Below are 20,821 nucleotides of genomic sequence, written 5' to 3' on the forward strand. Positions count from 1 at the left end.
GCCACGACACACCGGCGCGCGCACCGTAGAGCCACGCCATGCGTGGCTGCGCCTTGCACGCAGATCGCCACCCCAGGAGCCCCGATTGCACCGGCTTCGGCAGCCACGCGTGGCATGGCTCTGCACTGCACCCCGGCACTCAATCACGGCCATACGCCCCTGACGGGTGACCTTTCAGGCAACACCTGTTAACTTGCGCGCCAGTTTTTTAGTTTACAGCCCTCCCCATGTCCCTGCTGTCGCATCGCCCTGCCCTTACCCGGATCTCCCTGGTCGTCGCCGCCGCACTGTCGGCCACCGCCCACGCCGCCCCCCAGGCCACCACCCTCGACGTGGTCAACGTGACCGCCGCCAGCGAGACCGAGCAGGCCCGCGCGGCGCTCAAGCGCGTTCCCGGCGCCAGTAACGTGGTGGACCTGACCAACGCCGACCGCCGCCTGTCCACCAGCGCCGATGTGCTGGCCTACCAGCCGGGCGTCAGTGCGCAGTCGCCGGGCAATGAAGGCGCCAAGGTCTCGATCCGTGGCTCGGGCATCAACCGGGGTCCGGGCGCGCATGCCTCGGGGATTTCAGTGTCGCTGGATGGCCTGCCCCTGACCGGCCCGGGGGGCACGCCGTATGAGCTGCTTGAGCCGCTGTGGCTGAGCCGGGCCGAGGTGCTGCGGGGTGCCAATGGGTTCGAGCGCGGCGCGTTGGCGCTGGGCGGTGCCATCAATTACGTGAGCCGCAGTGGGCGCGATTCGACCGGCCTGGACGTGCAGTACGAAGCCGGCAGCCGCGGCTACCAGAAGCGCAGCATCGGCTATGGCGGGGTGAGCGGCGATGTCGACTACTACCTGGCCTACACCGATACCGAGGCCGACGGCTACCAGCGCCACGCCGCCAGCGACGGCAAGGGGGCGATGGCCAACCTCGGCTGGCAGATCACCCCGCAGCTGGAAACCCGCTTCTTCGTGCGTTACCGCGAGACCAATCACGAAACGCCCGGGCGCCTGACCCGCGACCAGATCCGCAACGATCCGCGCGCGGCCAATCCGGCCAACCTGGCCATCGACGCGCGCCGTCCGCAGCCGGGCAGCACCTGGATCGGCAACATGACCACCTGGCAGATCGACGAAGCTTCTTCGCTGCAGGCCGGGCTGGTGTACCACACGTACCCGATGGACTTGAACGAGAGCCTGTATCGGCAGCAGCTGGACTACAGCAACCTCAACGCCACACTCGACTACCGCCACCGGCATGTACTGTTCGGCCGCGACAGCGTGACCACCCTCGGCCTGCGCGTCACCCACGACCTCGATGCGGACGTGCGCGAGACCCTGCGATTTGCCAGCAACGGCTATGCCGCCGGGACGCACACGCGCGATTTCTCGCACCACGGCACCGACAGCACCCTGCGCGTCGGCAACGACCTGGCACTCACCGAGGCGCTGCACCTGCAGACCGGGCTGGCGCTGATCAATACCCGCCGCGATGTGCAGGTCACCTGGCCGGCCACGCCCGAGCGCCTGCGCGAGCAGCAGTGGGATTACGCACCGCGGCTGGGTGTCACCTGGCAGCAGACCCCGCAACTGCAGTGGTTCGGCAACCTGAGCCGCTCGGTCGAGCCAGCCCATCCGTGGTCGATGATCTGGGGCTCGAACCAGTACTTCGGCCCGGGTCATGGCGCCTCCACCGGCCGCCAGCGCGCGCCCGTGCCGCTGGACAACCAGACCGCCACCACGCTGGAACTGGGCGCGCGCGGCGACAGCGTGCTGGGCCGCTGGGAGCTGACCGGCTATTACGCCCGCGTGTTGCACGAACTGCTTACCGTGGAGGTAATGCCGGTACCGAACCTGTTCGTGGCCGAGAACAACGCCAGCCCGACCGTGCATCGCGGCCTGGAAGCGGGGCTGGACAGCACGCTGTGGGAAGGCCGCGAGGGCCGCCTGGCGCTGCGCCAGGCGTACACCTTCAGCGACTTCCGTTATCGCCATGACGCCGTCTTCGGCAGCAATCGCCTGCCGGGCTTGCCGCGCCATTACTACCAGGCCGAGCTGCGCTACGACCACCCGACCGGCTTCCATGCAGCGCTCAACACCGAGTACGCCTCGAAGATGTTCGTGGACTACGCCAACAGTGTCAGCGCCGACAGCCACGTGATCGTTGGCAGCCGGGTGGGCTATGACGCGCCCGGTGGACGCTGGCAGGCCTGGGCCGAACTGCGCAATATCGGCGACCGCCATTACGCCGCCACGGTGACGCCGGGCTACAACGATGCCGGAAAGGATGTGGCGCGCTCGACCCCGGGCGAAGGCCGGGGCGTGTATGCCGGCGTGCGCTGGCGGTTCGAGTGACCGCCTGAGCGCAGCGTTGGCCGCGTTATGATCGCCGGCTCACATCGAGCGCAGGGAGCACGTGGATGACCGGACGTTTTGGCTATACCCATGGCGCGGTGCTGCGCCGCGACCGCCTGTACATCGCCGGGGTCGCGCTGGAGCTGGAGGAGCAGGACGTGCCCCACGCGATCCTGTTCGCCCGCCAGGGGGACGCGCTCGATACCTGGTCGTTCGAACAGCGCCTGGCCGGTCTGGTGGGCGTACCGCTGGAGGGGGTGGACACGGCGGTCACGGTGGGTGAGGAAGGGTATGTCGAGTGGACCGATGACGACGGTGCGGCCGAAGACCGCATCGGCGACGAGGATCCTGCTTCCTGGCCGAACCGCCTGCGCCGACTGCGTGGCGTGCGCCAGATCGATGGCGTGCTCTATGCGTTTGGTGCAGGCCGCCAGGTGCATCGGCGTGCGCTGGATGAGGCGGCTTGGGCGCGCTGCGACGCTGGTTGCCGGGTCGGTGCAGGCAGCGGTGATCCCAGCAGCGTGCATGACCTCGATGGCAGCGGCCAGCACGACCTGCTCGCGGTGGGCAGCGGCGGTGCGCTATGGCGCCGGACCGGCGCGGACTGGTCGGCATTGCCCACTGCCACCGACGATGCGCTGCATTGCGTCTGCCGCAGCGCCGACGGCTACGTGGCGGCGGGCGACCGTGGCACCGTCCTTGTGATCGACGGCGCGCGCGTGCACGCGGTGGCGCACGCGCACGGCGAACACACGTTCTGCGGCATCGCGCCCGCATTCGGCCGTGTGTACCTGTGCAGCGAGGCGGGCGCGCTGTTCCAGCTCCAGGGCCAGGTCCTCTCGCCAGTGGACGTGGCGCCGGATCCGCAGGGCGGCGGGCACCTCTCCAGTGCCGATGGAGTGTTGCTCTGGGTGACCGCTGCCCAGGTGCGCAGCTTCGACGGCACGCACTGGCGGGACATCACCCCGGAATGACGGCGCGGTCGGCGCCCGTGCCACCGGCGTTCAACCAGTAAAAGTACTGGGCCGATCCGCGGGGATTTGCCGTGGTGCGCGCTGCGCGCCTGCTCGACACTGGCGGCATTCCCGTCGCTGGAGCCTGCCGTGATCTCCTCCGCAACACGCGCCCTGTGCGCACTTACGCTGGCGGTGTGTGCCGTGGCCCTGGGCCACGCCCAGGACACGCCCACCGCGGCGACCACCCGCTTCGCGTTGCTGGACCGCAACCACGACGGCACGCTCAGTGCGGACGAGTACGACAGCGGTGCGGTGTTCCGCGAACTGGACACCAACCAGAACTACCGGATCAGTCTGGATGAACTGCAGGCCGCGCTGGGCCCGGATCGGGATGGGCAGCTCTCTGCGGCCGACCGTCTGCGCGTGGCCGACCTCAACGGCGATGGCGACCTCAGTGGCGAGGAAGCGGGCCGGTTCGCGCAAATGCGCTTCGAGGGCCTGGATACCAACCACGACGAGCAGCTGGATCTGGCCGAGTTCCAGAGCGGGTTCCGCCGGTAGTCAGATCGCACTGGCGTGCGCAAAGACCGCCAGGTACATCGCCACCACCGCGATGCTGCCGGCGACCAGCATCGAGGCCAGGCCGACCACGCCGGCCAACCAGCGCCCATGCATGCCGCCGAAGCGCCAGACCAGCAACACCACCAAGGGCCCCAACCACGCCACCGGGTAGCCCGCGGCGAACGCAGTGGTGAACGACGGCGGCGCCATGCCCTGCGCCTGCAGGGGGGCCAGCAACCGTGGCAGGATCACGGCTCCCATCAGGGTCGTTAGCAGTGCGGTCACCCCACTGGTGGCCAGACCCACCACCAGTGCGCCCACCCCAACGGCGCGGTAGGCGGTCGATGTCGTCACTCCAGCCATGGTCATGTATCCCGTAAGGTCTGCAGCACATCCATCAAGGTAGTGGCGTGCGGTGCGATCTCCTGCGCGATCCAGCCGAGCGCGGCGAAGAACAGCAGTACGCCGAGCAGTGGCCAAACGGTATGCGCAAGGCACAACCGCCACCAGCCCTGCGCCTGCATGCCCTGCATGCCCTGCATGCGCCGGTACAGGCCACCGGCGATGGCCGCATCGACCAGCAGTTCGGCCATGAGCACCGGCGCTGTCCAGATCACCCAACTGGCCGCCACCACGGCGGCAGCCACGACAGCCACGACACCAAGCAGCGCGAGGATCGGCAGACCTGCTTCGTCATCGGCAAGGTCCAGCATCGCGCCATCGCTGGCGCTGCTGGACGTGCTCCCCTCGCCCCACGAGGCGGAGGCACCGCCGCCACCGGAGCGACCGCCACTGCCGAACCAGTCCGGTCCCCCGCCGGGTGCGGCGGAACCGCCCGCCCCACCGGCATCCGGGAGCACCGCATCGGCAGCGACATCGCCGCGCCAGCGCAACCATGCCCACATCAGCAGCAGGAAGATGGCATACGCCAGCAGCACCGCCAGCGGATAGCGCAGCAGCATCGTATCGATGCCGCCCACTCGCAGCAGGTGCGAGGCCAGCAGCCCGGCGACGCCGGTGACCAGCACGATGGCCGCCATCTGCAGGCGCGGCCAGCCGCCGCGCTGGAGCTGCTGGCGGGCACGCGCGATTTCGCTGCCGCGGGTCAACGGCAGCAGCAGCGGGTGGCTGGGCCGTGGTACGCGCCGCTTCACGTATCCGCCTGCTTGGTCACCGCTTCGATGCGATGGCCATCGGGATCGATCACGAAGGCGGCGTAGTAGTGATCGCCATAGTCCGGGCGCAATCCAGCCGCGCCGTTGTCCTGGCCGCCGGCGAGCAGCGCGGCGTGATGGAAGGCATTGACGGCAGTGCGCGTGGGCGCACTGAAGGCAAGATGGAAACCCGGTCCAGGCGCGGCCGCATCATCGTGCAGCTTCAGGCACAGCAGGTCCTCATCGTCGACCCGCCCATAGCCAATCGCGGTGTCGTCCTCGAACACACGGCGATAGCCCAGTGCACCCAGCACGGCATCGTAGAACGCGCCGGCCAAGGCGAGGTCGCGGACCCCAAGTGAAACATGATGCAGCACGAGGACGTCCTTGCCGTGGAATGCGGAATGCATGCCCGCATTCTAGGGCCGCTGCAGACGTCCGTGAACATGCCCTCGCGCACTGAACGCCTACGCCGCCCGGATGGTGGCCGGGACCAGGCAAGGCGCGTGATCGGCGGTGGCAAGCGCCTGCAGGCGTTCACGTCCCCGCACTTCCACTTCGCGCCCGTCGACCACGACCAGCCCTTCGGCCTGGAACCGGCGCAGCAAGCGGCTCAACGTCTCCGGTGCCAGGCGCAGATAGCTGGCGATATCCATTCGCGACATGGTGAGCTGCCAGTGGGTGGAGGAGTAGCCGCGCGCGCCCATGCGATCGGCCATGCCGATCAGGAACGCAGCCAGGCGCTCGTCGGCGTTGGTGCTGCACGACAACCGCGCCGCGCGCGCGATCTCGCGGCTCATCATGCCGAACAACCGCGCCTGCAGTGCAGGCATCCGGGTGGTCAGGTCCAGCGCACGCTGGAAGGGCAACCTGCACACCGTCACCGTGTCCAGCGCCACGGCGTTGCACGGATAGCGGCCCTCGTCGATGGCGCTGAAGCCGATGACATCGCCGGGCATGTGGAACCCCAGGATCTGCTCGCGGCCTGCGCGATCGACCGCGTAGGTCTTGACCGTGCCCAATCGGACCACCGAGATGCACCGGAACGGGTCGCCCTGGTGGAACAGGAAACTCCCCGCATGCGCCGGGGCGGCGTGCTCGATCAACGCATCCAGCTCACCCAACAGGTCCGCGCCCACCGCCCCGGAAAAGCCCGCCGGACCCAGCGGGCAGGCGTCGCACTCCCAGCAGCGCGCCGACGGCGTGACAACACTCCTGGCCATGGTCGAGATCTCCAGCTCTGGATGCCGCCCCCTTCCCCACCCCATTGCAGCCAACCGTGCCACCGCAAGCCAGCAGGTTATTTTGTGCGATGCCGCGGTGCAATGTCGCCACCACCAGTATTTCTACTGGTCACCCACATTCAGCTTATCCGGCGCGGTTGGATGAAGCGTTTGGCCGACCGAAACCCCCGCCAGGGCCATCGCTCCGTCGCTTGACCCACATCAAGTGCCAACCCGGCCCGTCGACCTATCGTGTGGGTACCGGGCACATCGCCGTCGCTTACCCCGTCCCCGCCCATCTCTGGAGCCTTTCCCATGAACCGCACGTTCCGCCTCATATCGCTGGCACTGATCCTCGCTGCGGCTGGCGCAAGCCAGGCCCAGCAGCCCACCGTCAACATCGGCGAGCGTCACGGCAACCTGCGCGCCGCCCAGGAGCACATCGTGCAGGCGTATCAACTGATCGGCGTGGCACAACAGGACAACGACTCACGCCTGGGCGGCCATGCCGGGCGCGCACGCGAACTGCTGATCCAGGCCGACCAGGAGCTGCGCCAGGCGGCGAATGTCGCCAACAACAACGGACGACCGTAATGAACCAGGCCTCTGCGGCCTGGCCGTCGCGGAGGCCGGCAGGCGGGTCACGCAGGCGTGGCGAGGCTACTTGCCTGCCATGGATGTCGAGCGTGCACGCGACGGAGCGGCGGCCAGGGCGGTGACGACCCGGCGGGCCACCTGCGCCTCGTCTGCGGTACGGCCGAAGTGGTCGACATAGCGGCCTTCGCGGTCGAGCAGGAACAGGAAGGTGGAATGGTCCATCATGTACTGTCCGCGACTGCCATACGGAACCTTCTGGTAATACACGTGGTAGCGGTCGGTGACCTCGGCAATCTGCGCCGGTGTGCCGGTCAGCCCCACGAAGTCGGGCCCGAATACCGACACGTAGGCCTTCATCCTGGCCGGTGTATCGCGGGCGGGATCAACGCTGACGAAGATCGGGACCAACGATGGCCCGCCCAGCGACCGCACGCGCCGGGCAATGCGCGCCACGCGCGCCAGGTCGGTGGGACACACATCCGGGCAGGAGGTAAACCCGAAATACAGCAGCGCCGGTTTGCCCTGGAAGCTGCGCTCGGTGACCTCGCGTCCACTCTGGTCGGTAAGTTTGAACGCGCCGCCAGTCCGCGGCGGGCTCTGCGCCGCCAGCGGTGGCGTCAGCAGCAGCGACACCACAAGAGCAGCCGCGAGGGCCTGCCATCGGGATCGTTCCATGTCAGTGCGCTCCACTGTACGTCAGTGCGAAGCCGACCAGGTTGGAATCCTGTCCACCCCGCGACTGGCTGCCGACGGACAGGGCAACGGTCAATTGACCGGTCACCCGGTAGCCGCAACTCAGTTCGTTGAGGTAGTCGTGCCGTCCGGCTCGCGGTGCCCACGGCCGCCGTTTGTCGGTGCGGGTGGCGCCCACGACCCAGCGGCCATAATCGATCGTGACCGAGGTGGTGAGGTAGCGGGTGTCGTTGCCGGCGACGGCGTCTTCGTTCTGCACGGCCGCGTACTCCAGCAGCGGTACGACGTCGACGTAGCGGCCGCGCAACGTGGTGTCCAGGTCGGCGCTGGAATCGGGTGCCCAGATATAGCGCGCTGAGACGATGCGGATCACTTCATCGTCGGCAGGCCCGGTGTCTGGCTGCGCCGGCCCGGCGCGGTTTCGCATGTAGCCGGCCTGCAGTTCCAGGAATGGCAGTGCGGGAATCGCATCCCAGTTCACCGTCAACGCGTAGGAATCCAGTTTGCCGGTGTTGGCCGGGCCGCCGTCGGCACGCTGGGCGCGCCCACCACTACGGAAGAACGGCCGGCTCAACTCGGTGGTGTCGGCGGTGTAGAGATTGACCCCGCCCTGCAGCATCCCCAGCCTCTGGCCGAACCAGCGATACGCGTAGGTTGCGCCGAGCACGCCGCCCAGATCGTAGGTCGAGACGAAATCATTGGTATACAGCCCCGGTGCGGCATCCATCGCGCGCCCGAACGGCACCTGCAGTTTGCCCACCTGCAGCTGCGTGTGCTGGGTGAGCGCGTAGTAATTGAGCTCGTTGACCACCAGGCCGATGTCACCGAAGGTGCGTTTCTCACCCGCGCCCGGCGGGTTGATCGGGTTGAGTTCGGTGGACAGCCGGATCTGGTCGTTGGGGCTGAACCGCACGTAGAAACTGCTCTGGATGTCAGGGTAGAAATCGGTGGTGTTGCGCGGCGCGGTGGCCCCATCGCCCTCGACGCGACTGAAGTCATACTGCATCACCGCGCTGTAATCCATGCCGAAATTGGGGTAATAGCCCTTGTCGGCACGGGCCTCGCCGGACAGCACGGCCAACCCGCCCACGATGCCCAGCGCCAGGCTGCGTCTGCATAGTGCGTCCATCACGGACCCTCCGGAGGCAGCTGCACACTGGCCGGGAGGGTGAACTCGCGCCCGCTGTTCGTGAGGTAGCTGCAGGTCTGGTTGTCGCCGTAGATGCCCCCCAGCGGCGCCAGCTTTACCGCCTGCGCATAGTCCTCGGGGCGTACCACCTGGATCACCTGCATCATCCCGCCGTCTTCGTGTTCGAGGATGTGGCAGTGATAGACGAACTTGCCCAGCATCACCGGGTCACGGAACGGGATGCGCACTGTGATCGAGCCGCGCGCGGGGATGAACACCGTATCGCGGTAGCCGCTGAACGGCACCGGCTTGTCGTTGATCGCCACCACCTGGAAATCGGTCTGATGGATATGGAACTGGTGCAGTTCCTGGGAGGGGTTGTACAGTCTCCACTCCTCCACATCACCCAGCTTGACGGTGGTATTCACGCGGCGCGGGTCGAAGCGCTCGCCATTGATCAGGAATGCATCGCCGTCGGTGGCCGAATCCTGGAAGGCGAACTGGCGGACGTTGGCGACCTTCACCTTGCCCAGGTCCTCCAGCACCGGGTATGCACTGGAAATGCTGCGTGTTGCCAGGGCCGCACCGGTCACCCGCAGCGTGGCGATGCGCGCGCCCTTGTACTGATCGCCGGCCGCACCGGTGTTGCCGGCGGCCAGCTCCACGGCATGGTCGCCGGTAGTGGCGCCCACCACCAGGATGCTGAAGCGTGCCGACGGCCCGATCAGCAGTTCGTCGGTCATCACCCGCTTGTTCACCGTGTTGCCGTCGCGCGAGAGGATCTGCACGTTCTGGCCGTTGATGCGGATGCGGAAATACTGGTTGGCCGAGATGTTCATCAGGTGCCACAGCTGGGTTTCGCCCGGCTGGATCGTGATCACTGGATCGGCTTGCCCGTTGACGGTGCGGATGGACGGTGCGCTGGTGACGATTTCGCTGGCCAGCCTGCCGGTCAGGGTCTTCTGGAAGTTGCGCAGGACCAGCACGCGTTCCTTGATGCCCTTCAGTTCCGGGAACGGATCCAGGATGCCGTCGACCAGGATCGGCCCGGCGATGCCCGATTCCACCTGACGCTGCGCGCCGCCGTGGAAATGGCTGTGGTACCAGTACGCGCCAGGACTGTGGTCGGGGGGCAGCTTGAAGCGGTACAGACCCTTTTCGTGCGGGCCGACCTCGCGGAAGATGCTGTCGCCCGAATCCAACGGGGTGACGGTCATCCCGTGGAAATGCAGGTTGGTCTTCTCGTCCATCTGGTTGTCCAGCGTGATCGACACCGTGCCACCGGGACGGGTGCGGATCAGCGGCGCGTCGTAGTCCCCGTTGAACACCAGCGCGCGATAGGCTTGCCCGCCTACCGACACCGCCGACATCGCCGGGCGCAACGTGCCTTTGCTGATGCCGTCGGCCCCGTAGCGGATTTCCGCCGGCGACTGCAGCAGCGCCCCGGGTGCGGCGGTGTCTAGCGGGGATCGGGCCACGGTGGCCCCGGTCCACAGCAGCGTGCCGATCAGCACCACGGCGTAAAGATCGTGCAGCCGTCGTGTGCGTGACGAATGCGGAAAAATGGCGGGATGATCCATGGATGTACCTGCTAGGCGACGGTTCCGGGGTGGGATCAGGTACCGGCAATGGCCCAGGTGATGAAGCCGGTGGCGACGGCACTCAGCGCCAGCCCGGCCAGGAACAGCCAGTCGGCCATCACCTCCAGCATCCGGTTGCGCTTGCGCCTGCGTGTGCGCAGCGCGCCATAGGCACACAGGCACGAGGCCAGGTAGATCAGCGAATCGATGCTGAGCAGGTCATCGCCCAGGGTGTCCACCTTGCGCAGCACTGTGACCACGTGCAGCACCCCGACCACGGTCATGCACACGCCCAGCATCGCGGCCGACGTGGTGAAAATGTGGACGCAGATGTCCTCGTCCAGATGCGCATTGCGTGGCAGTGACGGGTCAGGTGGGGGCGACGGAACCGGGGCCATTGGCGTTCTCGCTGGCAGCGTCCGGAAACGCTCCGGGCACGGGTCAGCCCGACCTTAGCGAGCACCATCCGCCCACTTCATGACCTGGATCAAGCCGACGCGGATCATGCGGCCGGGCGCGCGCATTCAGCCGTCGGCGACCCGCGGACGTGGTCGCCGCGGGCTTGACCAGGATCAAGCCACCTTCACTGCCTGCGCGGCATGGTGCGCACTGGTCCCGCACGCGCGCCGCCGCGCCTCCTGCCTGCCATGTGGAATGACTTCAGCCATACCTTCCTGGTGATCTTCACCAGCCTGCTGCCGGTGATCAATCCGCCCGGGGCGGCATTGCTGGTGCTCGGCCTCCTGCCTGACGCCACCGTGGCCCAGCGCGCGCGGGTGGCGCGTGCGGTCGCGTTCAACAGCCTGGTGATGCTCGCTGCATCCGTCGGAATCGGCGCTTACGTGCTCTCGTTCTTCGGCATTTCCATTCCGGTGCTGCGGCTGGCCGGCGGCCTGGTGATCGCCGCCACCGGCTGGCGCCTGCTGCAGGCCCCGGCGCAGAGCGAACACGGCACGCTCGCCGGCGCGGCGCAGGCGGAGGCACGGGAGGACGTCGACGCCACGTTGGAATCGCAGTTGTTCTACCCTTTCACGCTGCCGCTCACGGTCGGTCCCGGCTCGATCGCGGTGGCCATTGCGGTGGGCACGAGCTCCCCTGCCGAAGGACCGGAGACGGTGCATGTCGCTGCCGCGGCCAGTGCGCTGGTGGCGTTGTGCATGCTGATCTACCTGTGCATGCGCTATGCCGGCCGCCTGCAACAGCTGCTCGGGCGCACCGGTACCCAGGTCGTGTTGCGGCTGCTGGCATTCGTGCTGCTGTGCATCGGCGTGCAGATCGGCTGGCTGGGATTGTCTGAGCTACTGGGGCTGCCGGGCGTGCATTGAAGCACGCCGATGGCGCGTACTCATGCCGTGCGGGGCGCCTCCGCCAGCGCCAGCAACTGCGTGGCCACCCGATCAAACGGCCCGATGTCCTGCATCGCCCGGCACATCGCCACCGCGCCCTCCACGCCGGCGATGATCATGGTCGCCTGCACGGCCGCCTGCGCGGGGGCGTGGCCGGCCTCGATCAGCGCGTTGCCAAGCCGCTGCTCCCAGCGTGCGAACACCACCGCCGCCGCCCCCCGTGCCTGGCTCGGCACGGCCTCCACCGGCGCTTCCACCGACGCGGCCAGCACCGGGCAGCCGGCATCGAAGTTGCTGCGCAGCAGGCGCTCGCGCCACAACTGCAGGAACTGCGCGATACCCGGTGCAGCGCCCTCCTGCAGCAGCTTTTCGAGCAGGGCATCCACCTTGTCACCGGCCAATGTGGTGGCGCGGGCCAACAGTTCCTGCTTGCCGCCGGGGAAGTGATGGTAGGTCGAGCCGAGTGGCGCGTGGGCCGCCTTGGTCACCTCGCGGATGCTGGTGGCGTTGAGCCCCACCCGCGCGAGCATGTCCGCTGCGGCGGCGACCACACGTTGCGGTGCATCGGTCGTTCGCGGTCCCATGGCCCCCTCCTTGCTAAGACAGTCGTCATAGCCTAGCGTATCCGCTCTATTACAGTCGTCATATTCCGCATGAATCTCTGGTTCCGCCTGCTCTACCTGCTCCTGTGCAGTTACTTCCGCCCGCGCCTGGCGGCACCGTTCGGGGTCTCCAGACTGCCGTTCCGGGTGCTGCCCAACGACCTGGACAGCAACCTGCACATGACCAACGGGCGCTACTGGAACATCTTCGACCTGGGCCGGCTGGACCTGATCCTGCGCATGGGCCTGGGCCGGGTGGCGCTGCGCGAGAAGTGGGCGCCGATCGTGGGCGCCGGCACCATCCAGTTCCGCCGCGAGCTCAAGCCGTTCCAGCGCTTCACCCTGGAAACGCGCCTGGTCGGCTGGGTGGGCACGCGGGTGATCATGGAGCAACGGGTACTGCTGGGTGAGGACAAGATCGCCACCCGCGCCCTGCTGGTGACCGGCATCTACGACCGTCGCCAGCGCCGCTTCGTGGACATGCCGCGCATGATGCAGTCCATCGGCGCCGAGGATGTGCCCTCCCCGCCGCTCGGCAAGGCCGCCGACGCCTTGCTGGCGGCCGACGCCGCGCTCAAGCAGGACGACGCCTGAGCCGCCCTCGCGTCACGGTGCCGCGCGTACCGGATGCACCTGCTCGACCTGCACCATCTGGCTCCTGCCGCCCACGTGCAGCACGTACTCGAAGGTCTGCTTCATCGTGCTGTAGGCCTTGCCGTCGGGCGCGCCGTAGTTCGCGCCCACGCTGAGGGTGTGGCGGCCGCGCGGCAATGGCGTGAGCATCAGCCAGTAGCCGTCGGCTGCGGCCAGCGCCGAGGTGTCATCCTCCGGATCGAGGCGGAAACAGCCGTTGCTGGACACCCGGTGCGCCCGCATGTCGCCCAGCGGCTGCCCATCCAGGAGGACCACCGCGCTGAGCAGGTGCTCGTTGTTGACCGCCGCGCGCGCCTGCAGCGCCGTGCACTCACGCCGCCCGGGCGACGCGAAGATCACCATGTTGATGATCGGCAGCAGCAGGTGCTTGCCTTCGGGAACCACGCACTCGCGACGCGGCTGGAAACGACCGTTGGTACCCGCCAGGAACCACACCGGCCCGTCCTGGTCGATGTCGCACAGGCGGCCGTCGGGGTCCATGTACGGCGCAATCGGCCGCGCCGCCGCCCACCGCCACCACTGTTCCGTCCAGCCGGCCAGCGTGGTGCCCTGCACCGCCGCGCGCGTGATCGGCGCGGCCTCGGCCTGCGGGCTCCCCGCGTTCGCAGCGGTCATGGTCATGGCCAGGGCCGTCAACACGCCCCTCCCCACGCCGGCCAGGCGCGCCTGCAGTCGTTCGTGCATTCCCTTGTCCTCGTTGCTCCCTGCCCGGCGACACAGCGCCGCCCGGCTGCCCGGGAATCTACCGCATCAGCGCCGCCGTGCGTGCAGCGCCCGGGCCACGGCGGCCTCGGCCAGGGGCGCCATGCGCGCATAGCCAGCCGCGGTGGGATGCACGCCGTCGGCGGCCAATGCCGCATCCAGGCCGCCATCGCCGTTGGCCAGCGCGTCGTAGTAGTCCAGGTACACCAGGCCCTGCGCATCGGCGTACTGCCGCAGCGCCGCGTTGAGCGCGCGCACCTTCGGCGCCGGCTGCACGCCCGGCTGCCAGGGGTAGTCACTGACCGGCAGCACCGAGGCCAGTACCACCGCGATGCCATGCGCCCTGGCCAGTTCCACCATCGACCGCAGGTTGTCTTCGATCATCGCCTGCGTGCTCGGGCCGGTATTGCCCGCGATGTCATTGGTCCCGGCCAGGATCACCACCACCGCGGGTTGCAGCGCCACCACGTCCTGGCGGAACCGCAGCAGCATCTGCGCGGTGGTCTGGCCGCTGATGCCGCGGTTCACGTATCCCTTGCCCGGGAAGAACGACGCACTGCCGGTGCGGCCCCAACCTTCGGTGATGGAGTCGCCGAAAAACACTACGCGTGGCTGGCCTGGCGCGGCGGCGGGCAGCGCGGCATTCTCGGCGCGGTAGCGCTGCAATTGGGGCCAGTCCAGCAGGCGCTGCTGCATGCCGTCCACCTGCGCGGGAGTCAGCTCCTGCACGGGCGTGCGCAACAGCGGGTTGACCGCCGGGCCGTCGGCGTATGCGGCGGGGATCAGCAGCGACAGCGTCGCGGCCGCGACCAGGGCATGCGGCAATGAAGGCATCCGGAACACTCCGACGGGGATCACCACCAGCCTAGCATGGGGTCGTGGTGCCCTTGCCAGGCAGCAGGGCGCGCCACAGGGTCCAGGATCGCCACCAGCGTCGGAACGGCCGTCTGGCGCGCCGACGCAACCCCGCATCGCCGCTGCAGAGGCGCTGTTCGACCGCGGCCAGCACACGCTCGGCCGCCCGCGCATCGGTTGCGGGGTGGATCTGCATCGCATACGCGCGCCGCGCCTGTGCCGCTGCCCCGGGCATTGCCAATGCCGCGTCGATCGCTGCATCGATCTCGTCCGGCGAGCGCACGTCGTGCATGCACGGCTGTGGTTGGCGGTGGCAGACGGTCACCACCGGCTTGTCGAGCAGGATAAATTCTTCCACCACCGAGGAGGTGTCGCAGACCAGCACGTCGGCGGCCTGCATCATGGCCACCACGTGCTCGGCCTCCAGATAGCACGCATTCGGGCCGGCCAGCGCGCGGTAGCGCTCGCGCACCGCGGGGGGCGACATCGGGTGCAGGGTCAGCAGCCAATACCGGTCGCCGCGCGCGATGAGCGCCTCCAGCACCGGCAGGCACCGGCTCGCCTGGCTCAGGGGCGCATTGAACGTGGAGGCGTACATCACCCGCGGCCGCCCGCCTGCCGCCGCAAGCAGTGCCTGCACCTGCGTGCCGGGCGCAGCGAACAGCGCATCCAGTTTCGGCCACCCTGTCTCGACCACCCCGAAGTCCCGGCGCTGGGCTGCCAACTGCCGCAGTGGTGCGGTGGTGGCCGGTCCGTGCGAGCAGTACAGGTCGAACAGGCCCAGCATGCGGAACTGGCCCTGCGCCGGGTCGCGCTTGTGCAGGTTCAATCCATGGAACAGCTGCACCTGCAGGCCGGGGAAGAACGGCGGGATCCGGTTCACGGTGGCAAACACCGCGTGCGGCTTGAACGCGCGCAACTGCCAGCCACTGCCAATCCGCTGCTCGCCCGGTTGCAGGCGCGCGGCCACCGCGTCCGGTGCCAGCCACAGCACCTGGTGACCGCGTGCCTGCGCGCACGCCGCCAACGGGCGCAGGATCGGCAGCGCGTACGCCTCCGAGGCGAGCATCACCCAGCGCCGGGGCGCGTGCGGCGGCGGGACGGCAGTGGGCATCAACGTGGCCGCCATGCGCAGGTCAGGAAAGGACGCTGGCAGCGGTTGGCAGCGCTGTGTCCGCCAGGGCATCGGTGGGCAGGCGTGGCGGTTCGTAGAGCACCGCACCCAGGCGTTCACGGAACGCGGCGTCGCGTTCCAGGAAGCGGGCGCGGGCCGCCTGCCCCAGCGCACTGCATTGCCCCTCGCTCAACTGCAGCACGCGCGCCACGCCGGCTTCGATTGCCGCGGCATCCACGCGATGGCGCTGGGTCAGCCCCATCGGCGCCCCCGGCGTGCAGGCGAGCAACACGCCACAGTCGGCGTCGACCAGCTCGTTCATCGGTGCCGCGTCGGTGGTCAGCACCACCGCGCCGACGCTCATCGCCTCGGCGATCGAATGCCCATAGCCTTCCGCCTCGGACGGGCAGATGTGGAAGCGGTGCGCATTCTGCAGGCTGCGCAGGACGGCATCGTCGAGATACCCGGGATGCAGCACGATGTTGGATGCGACCGCTGCGGCGCGGGCATGCCGGTGGCGCTGCACGACCGTCAATGGCGGCCACTCCGGGTGGCGTGCCCAGGTGTCCAGCAGCACCGCCGTGCCCTTGGCCGTGCTGCGCCCGGCGAGGTGGAAGAACGCGGGCACGCGCGGCACCGCGGGATCGAAGCGGTCCGCACAGGTGAAGCCCGTATACAGCGTCGCGCAGCCCAGCTGTGCGAACAGGGTTTCGGCATGCCGGGTCTTGCACAGCACCCGTTCGAACCGCGGCAGCAAGGCAACCCAATCGGGCGCGAACCACTCCGGGTTGGGGATCAGCAGGTTGCGCGCGGCGCAGCCCAGGGTGGGTGCATAGATGCGCTCCAGCGATACCTGCACGTCGAAGCGGCCGCGCACCCGGCAGGAGGCGCGCGTCCACCACTGGTACACGTGGTTACGCCAGCGATGGCGCCCCAGGCCCACTGCGGCAACCTGGTGACCGGCCCGCAGCACGTCGGCCACGATCGCCAGATCGCGGCTCAATCCAGCGCCGTTGTCGCGGGTGATGACACGCAGCTTGGCCACATCCTTGTCCTCGATCGCCGCGGCACCGCCGGCATGGTCGGCGCGGGTCGTCGTTTCCCTGCCGCATCATCGGCTGACGCGCCGGCCCGATGCAAGCGTCAGCGTGCGGCCCCCTGGCCACGCCACGGCAGTATCGGCGCGCGCACCTGCAGTGCCTGTTCGATGCGACGCACGCACCCGGGCTTCGGGCTCACCAGGCACCACTGCGCGCTGTTGCGCAGCAACGGCAGGTCGGCGTGGTGGTCGGTATAGGCCATCGCCCACGGTGGCGGGTAGCCGCGCGCGGTCAGCAGCGGGATCTTGTTGGGGCCCAGGCAATGCTGGTCGCTCACCCAGCCGCCCAGCCACGGGCGCAACGTGGAGGCCACCAGCGGCACCTCGGCCAGGCCACCGCGCGCCAGCAGCGCGCGTGCCAATGGCTCCCAGCAGCCGGTCGCGATGACCACGCGGTCGCCGTTGGCCAGGTGAGTGCGCAGGCACGCCACCGCGTCCTCGATGAACACCGGCTCGCCCGCCGCGAACACCGCGTCCGCATGCGCCTGCGCCAACCGGTCCAGTTGCGTGCCGCTGCGGCCGAAGGTCGCCATCCATACCGCGAACCGCACCGGCAGCCGTCGGGTGCGACGCAGTGCCAGCAGCGGCAACAGCACCGGCGCGGCCAGCACGACCACCGCCATCCGCCACGGTTGTGCCCGCAAGGCCGCCTTGAAGAAGCGCGCCGCTGTTTCCCAGCGGGTCAGGGTCAGATCGAAATCGAATACCACCACGTCGGCGTGCAGCATCGGCGGCCCTCCTGGTTGCCGACCGGCATTCTTGCATGGGTGCCAGGGAATCCAGCAAGCCCCGCCGACCGCCGCGGATGTGCCGCGGGCGTGTCCGACGTGGCAGACTTCGGCGCAGTTTCTTCTCCGCGACAAGGACCGTCATGATCGTTCCCGAGTACTGGGCAGAGGCCCGGCATGAAGTGCGGTACAACCGCAGGCGGCTGATCGTGCGCCGCTTCGGCTGGTCCGACGACAGCGTCGCCGCCGCGCAGGCCCATGCCGACGCGCGGGCGCTGGAGGCGCTGCATGCCATCGCCGCCGGGCAGCCGCTACCGCATCAGGAACGCCGCACCAAGTACGGCGTGGAAGGCGTCCCGATCCGCGAGCAGATCGTCGAGCGCCAGGGCGACGTCGTCATCACCCGCAACAGCTACGGCGCGCTGTGCCTGAACACCCCGGACGTGCTCTTCGCCGACATCGACCACCGCCCGGGCCCGGCCGGCTGCGTCATTCCCACGATGCTGGCCTGCGTGCTCTGGGCCGGGGTCGCGATCGCGGCCGGCAACGTCTGGAACTGGATGGCCGGCCTGGCCTTGGGCAGCGCAGTGCTGGTGGCGGTGAATGCGGTGGTGCTGGCCTTCAAGCGCGCCAACCACCGCGACGCGCAGCTGGAGGCGCGCGCGCTGGCCCGGGTGGAGGACTTCACCCGGCAGCATCCAGGCTGGCACCTGCGCGCCTACCGCACGCCGGCCGGGCTGCGCCTGCTGGCGATGCACGCCACCTTCTCCGCGCACGACCCTGCCGTGCAGGGCCTGTTCGATGCCCTGCAGACCGACAAACTCTATGCCCGCATGTGCCGGGTGCAGCATTGCTTCCGCGCGCGGCTCACGCCCAAACCGTGGCGCATCGGCATGCGCCGGCGCATCCGTCCGCCAGTGGCGGCGTGGTCGGCCGAGCAGGCGTTCCTGCCCGGTCGCCTGCAATGGATCGCCGACTACGAACACAAGGCGCAGGGTCATGCGGCCTGCCTGTTCCTGCGCGCCTTCGGCGACGAGCGCCGGGTGGATGCCAAGGCCGAAGCGGTACGCGCCCTGCACGACCGCATCGCCCGCGCCTACGAGCCGTTGCCGCTGGGCTGATGCCGGCGGCCGCGCTCAGAACCCGTCCAGCGTGCGCAGCAGCGAACCGAAGGTGAGATAGAACGCATCGTGCCCACCCTGGGCACGTCCATAACCCAGGAACACCGGGCCCAGGAAGGTGTCGGCGCCGACGAAGACGCTGCCGGCGGTCTGCATGCCGTCGATGTCCACCTGGTTGCGGCTGCGCCAGAAACCGCCCCATTCCAGGCTGCCGCCGACATACAGCGGGATGGTCAGCAGCGAGTCGGCGTGGGCCACCCGGCGGTAATACACCACCCGCGCCAGCGCGGTCTGTGGCGCGAAAATCGCCTCTTCCGGATAGCCGGAAAGGTTGCCCAGCCCGCCGAGGAAACCATAGGTAGCCAGCAGATCGTCGCCTCCGTGTGCCGACGATGCGCGCACGCCGCCCAGCCAGCGGTTGCGGCCGTGCGACCACGCTCCGTCCCATTGCAGCCGGGTAACGGCCGCCGAATCATCGGTGCCCAGGCTGTCCAGGTAGTGCTGGCGGGTCAGCGACAGGCGCTGGCCGCGGCTGGGAAAGGCGGAACTGTCGATGGAATCGTGGCGCACCTGCCAGCCAACGCTGCCCATGTCGGCGCGGTAGTTGCCCAGTTCGGTGGGATTGCCCACATCCAGGCGCAGGCGCTCCTGCCCACGCTCGAGGAAGGCGGCGAACTCCCAGTCCGGGTGCGGCGAATACGCCCACCGCAGGCCCCCCAGCCACTGGCTGTAACGAAACTCGGCCAGCGCCCCGCCCCCCATCAAGGCCAGGTCGAGGTCGGTGGCGCGGTACTTGGCATAGGTCGACAGCGCATGCCGGCTACTGCGGCCGAAGGGGCGGTAATACTCGGCGAACGCCTCCTCCACCTCGCCCAGCCAGACCCGCAGCTTGAGCTCGGCGCCCTGCTCGCTCAAGCCGGTACGGGTCAGCTCGCTGATCAGCTGGTAGTTGCTGCTGCCGTCGAAATCATCGGACAGGCGCAACGCGAAGTGCAGGAAATCCGGCCCCCAGCGCTTGTCCTGTGGCGCCAGCACCAGGCCTTGGCGCCCCTCGCGCTCGTCCAGCCGCCACTGCACCTGCTCATAGCGGCCCTCACCATAGGCGGTGGCCACCTGCTGCTCCACCTTCTCCGGCGCCAACGGCTGGCCGATCTGCGGCTGCATGCGCTGCTGGAGATACCGCGCCGTGCGGGTGTCGCCCTGCAGCACCTCCACGAAGGCCACAATCGGTGCCGCGTAGGCCGGCGGCCGGTGGCGATGCTGGAAGGCGGCATAGCGTTCCGCGTCCACCTGGTAGCGACGGACATCCACCACGCTGGCCTGCGCGGCCTGCTCGCCAATGCCCACAGCCTGCGGCGAGCGGTTGAAATCCTGGCTGCCCATGTCGCCCAGCGGCGGCGTGATCAGCAGGTCCTGCGGCCCCAGCGTGGCCAACTGCGCCAGCACCTCGCGCTGCATCAGCACGCTGGCCATCTGGTGGCTGATCGCCAGGGGCGAGTCCAGTTGCGCCTCGGTCATCAGCGGCGTGCCCACGCGCGAGACGATCAGGCGCTGGGCACCCAGGCGTCGCGCTTCGTCGATGGGCACGTTGTCCACCACGCCGCCATCGACCAACAGGCGATCCTGGTAGCGCACCGGTGCGAACACGCCCGGCACCGACATGCTGGCGCGGATCGCCAGCGCCAGGTCGCCCTCGGCAAACACCACTTTGTCGCCGTTGACGATATCGGTGGCAACCGCGCGGAACGGGATCGGCAACCGGTCGAAATCGCGGACCTGCCAGGTGGGCAGCAGTAGCCGGCGCAGCAGCATCTCCAGCTTCTGGCCCTGGATCAGCCCGCGCGGAAACGCGATCCTGCCATTGCTCAGGCCCACCTCCACGCCGCCCAGCAGGCGCAGGTCATCCTCCTTGCGGCGCATGCTGCGCTCGTTGCGCGGCGGCTTGTCGTGCAGCACCTCGGCCCAGTCGATCCGATCGAGCACCAGCTCGATCTCGTCGGCGCTGTAGCCGGAGGCGTACAGCCCGCCCACCACCGCGCCCATCGAGGTGCCCACGATGCAGTCGATCGGCACGTGCTCGCGCTCCAGCACCTTGAGCACGCCGATATGTGCCGCGCCACGCGCACCGCCACCACCGAGGACCAGGCAGGTGCGCGGGCGCGCGCCGGGTTCTGGCATTGGCTGGGAAGCCGCATCGGCCTGCTGCGCTCCGCCCCATGCCGGCGCGCACAGCAGCGCGCCGAGGGCCAGCAGCCGGCGCAAGCGTGCCCGCATTCGTCGTGCGATTCGATCCATCCGCCCTCTCCCTCCGGTGCACCCCAGCACCGTTTTTCCAGCAGCACTCTGCCTGCCACGCGCGGCGGCGTCCAGA

22 protein-coding genes are annotated in these 20,821 nt (G+C 68.8%); 7 read left to right on the plus strand and 15 right to left on the minus strand.

All coding sequences use genetic code 11. The annotated features are described in order from the left end of the window. The first annotated feature begins 227 nt into the window (after positions 1-227). From M2421_RS03035 to M2421_RS03045, 3 genes are all read left to right on the plus strand, one after another. On the plus strand, positions 228-2,336 hold the full coding sequence (locus tag M2421_RS03035; protein ID WP_259203142.1) for a TonB-dependent receptor: 2,109 nt from the start codon (positions 228-230) through the stop codon (positions 2,334-2,336). A gap of 65 nt (positions 2,337-2,401) precedes the next feature. After that, positions 2,402-3,310, plus strand: coding sequence for a hypothetical protein (locus M2421_RS03040; RefSeq protein WP_259203143.1), 909 nt, complete (start codon positions 2,402-2,404; stop codon positions 3,308-3,310). 129 nt (positions 3,311-3,439) lie between these two features. Continuing rightward, complete coding sequence (locus M2421_RS03045) at positions 3,440-3,853, plus strand: hypothetical protein (protein ID WP_259203144.1); 414 nt, start codon at positions 3,440-3,442, stop codon at positions 3,851-3,853. Here M2421_RS03045 and M2421_RS03050 read toward each other — a convergent pair whose 3' ends face one another. From M2421_RS03050 to M2421_RS03065, 4 genes are all read right to left on the minus strand, one after another. Next, positions 3,854-4,207, minus strand: a complete 354-nt coding sequence (locus M2421_RS03050; RefSeq protein ID WP_259203146.1) for a hypothetical protein — start codon at positions 4,205-4,207, stop codon at positions 3,854-3,856. A gap of 11 nt (positions 4,208-4,218) precedes the next feature. Next, positions 4,219-5,007 (minus strand): hypothetical protein, encoded by a 789-nt coding sequence (locus M2421_RS03055; RefSeq protein ID WP_259203147.1) that lies wholly within the window; start codon positions 5,005-5,007, stop codon positions 4,219-4,221. Beyond that, positions 5,004-5,384: a VOC family protein gene (locus M2421_RS03060; protein WP_259203543.1), complete on the minus strand. Its 381-nt coding sequence runs from the start codon at positions 5,382-5,384 to the stop codon at positions 5,004-5,006. Before M2421_RS03060 ends, M2421_RS03055 begins: the two co-directional genes overlap by 4 nt. Positions 5,385-5,474: 90 nt before the next feature. Then, positions 5,475-6,230, minus strand: a complete 756-nt coding sequence (locus tag M2421_RS03065; RefSeq protein ID WP_259203148.1) for a cyclic nucleotide-binding domain-containing protein — start codon at positions 6,228-6,230, stop codon at positions 5,475-5,477. 315 nt (positions 6,231-6,545) lie between these two features. Between M2421_RS03065 and M2421_RS03070 the strand changes: the two genes are divergently transcribed. Further along, positions 6,546-6,824 carry a hypothetical protein gene (locus M2421_RS03070; protein WP_259203149.1) on the plus strand — a complete coding sequence of 93 codons (279 nt, stop codon included), beginning with the start codon at positions 6,546-6,548 and terminating at the stop codon, positions 6,822-6,824. 66 nt (positions 6,825-6,890) lie between these two features. Here M2421_RS03070 and M2421_RS03075 read toward each other — a convergent pair whose 3' ends face one another. Genes M2421_RS03075 through M2421_RS03090 form a run of 4 tightly spaced genes read right to left on the minus strand, consistent with a single transcriptional unit; the run spans position 6,891 to position 10,627 of the window. Beyond that, positions 6,891-7,502, minus strand: coding sequence for an SCO family protein (locus M2421_RS03075; protein WP_259203150.1), 612 nt, complete (start codon positions 7,500-7,502; stop codon positions 6,891-6,893). Between the two features lies 1 nt (position 7,503). Then, positions 7,504-8,649, minus strand: coding sequence for a hypothetical protein (locus tag M2421_RS03080; protein ID WP_259203151.1), 1,146 nt, complete (start codon positions 8,647-8,649; stop codon positions 7,504-7,506). Next, positions 8,649-10,229, minus strand: coding sequence for a multicopper oxidase domain-containing protein (locus M2421_RS03085; RefSeq protein ID WP_259203153.1), 1,581 nt, complete (start codon positions 10,227-10,229; stop codon positions 8,649-8,651). Before M2421_RS03085 ends, M2421_RS03080 begins: the two co-directional genes overlap by 1 nt. Positions 10,230-10,264: 35 nt before the next feature. Continuing rightward, positions 10,265-10,627: a hypothetical protein gene (locus tag M2421_RS03090; RefSeq protein ID WP_259203154.1), complete on the minus strand. Its 363-nt coding sequence runs from the start codon at positions 10,625-10,627 to the stop codon at positions 10,265-10,267. A gap of 249 nt (positions 10,628-10,876) precedes the next feature. Between M2421_RS03090 and M2421_RS03095 the strand changes: the two genes are divergently transcribed. After that, positions 10,877-11,554, plus strand: a complete 678-nt coding sequence (locus M2421_RS03095) for a MarC family protein (RefSeq protein ID WP_259203156.1) — start codon at positions 10,877-10,879, stop codon at positions 11,552-11,554. A gap of 20 nt (positions 11,555-11,574) precedes the next feature. On the opposite strand, the gene M2421_RS03100 is transcribed toward M2421_RS03095, so the two are convergent. Next, on the minus strand, positions 11,575-12,159 hold the full coding sequence (locus M2421_RS03100) for a TetR/AcrR family transcriptional regulator (RefSeq protein WP_259203157.1): 585 nt from the start codon (positions 12,157-12,159) through the stop codon (positions 11,575-11,577). A 69-nt stretch (positions 12,160-12,228) separates the two neighbouring features. Here M2421_RS03100 and M2421_RS03105 point away from each other — a divergent pair, with 69 nt between their 5' ends. Beyond that, positions 12,229-12,771, plus strand: coding sequence for a thioesterase family protein (locus M2421_RS03105; protein ID WP_259203158.1), 543 nt, complete (start codon positions 12,229-12,231; stop codon positions 12,769-12,771). Positions 12,772-12,783: 12 nt separating this feature from the next. On the opposite strand, the gene M2421_RS03110 is transcribed toward M2421_RS03105, so the two are convergent. From M2421_RS03110 to M2421_RS03130, 5 genes are all read right to left on the minus strand, one after another. After that, on the minus strand, positions 12,784-13,515 hold the full coding sequence (locus tag M2421_RS03110; protein ID WP_259203159.1) for a hypothetical protein: 732 nt from the start codon (positions 13,513-13,515) through the stop codon (positions 12,784-12,786). A gap of 66 nt (positions 13,516-13,581) precedes the next feature. Further along, complete coding sequence (locus M2421_RS03115) at positions 13,582-14,367, minus strand: SGNH/GDSL hydrolase family protein (protein WP_259203160.1); 786 nt, start codon at positions 14,365-14,367, stop codon at positions 13,582-13,584. 31 nt (positions 14,368-14,398) lie between these two features. After that, positions 14,399-15,502: a CDP-glycerol glycerophosphotransferase family protein gene (locus tag M2421_RS03120; RefSeq protein ID WP_259203161.1), complete on the minus strand. Its 1,104-nt coding sequence runs from the start codon at positions 15,500-15,502 to the stop codon at positions 14,399-14,401. A gap of 22 nt (positions 15,503-15,524) precedes the next feature. Beyond that, the gene (locus M2421_RS03125) at positions 15,525-16,547 is read right to left on the minus strand and encodes a glycosyltransferase (RefSeq protein ID WP_259203162.1); all 1,023 of its coding nucleotides are present in this window, start codon (positions 16,545-16,547) and stop codon (positions 15,525-15,527) included. 98 nt (positions 16,548-16,645) lie between these two features. Beyond that, positions 16,646-17,329, minus strand: a complete 684-nt coding sequence (locus tag M2421_RS03130; protein ID WP_259203163.1) for an HAD family hydrolase — start codon at positions 17,327-17,329, stop codon at positions 16,646-16,648. A 143-nt stretch (positions 17,330-17,472) separates the two neighbouring features. On the opposite strand from M2421_RS03130, the gene M2421_RS03135 reads away from it, so the two are divergent. After that, positions 17,473-18,450 carry a hypothetical protein gene (locus M2421_RS03135; protein ID WP_259203164.1) on the plus strand — a complete coding sequence of 326 codons (978 nt, stop codon included), beginning with the start codon at positions 17,473-17,475 and terminating at the stop codon, positions 18,448-18,450. A gap of 15 nt (positions 18,451-18,465) precedes the next feature. Here the strand turns inward: M2421_RS03135 and M2421_RS03140 are convergent, their stop codons facing one another. Further along, positions 18,466-20,724 (minus strand): patatin-like phospholipase family protein, encoded by a 2,259-nt coding sequence (locus M2421_RS03140; protein WP_259203166.1) that lies wholly within the window; start codon positions 20,722-20,724, stop codon positions 18,466-18,468. Between the last annotated feature and the right edge of the window lie 97 nt (positions 20,725-20,821).

The sequence above is a fragment of the Stenotrophomonas sp. BIGb0135 genome, from assembly GCF_024810105.1.
GTDB classification, from domain to species: domain Bacteria; phylum Pseudomonadota; class Gammaproteobacteria; order Xanthomonadales; family Xanthomonadaceae; genus Stenotrophomonas; species Stenotrophomonas maltophilia_AB.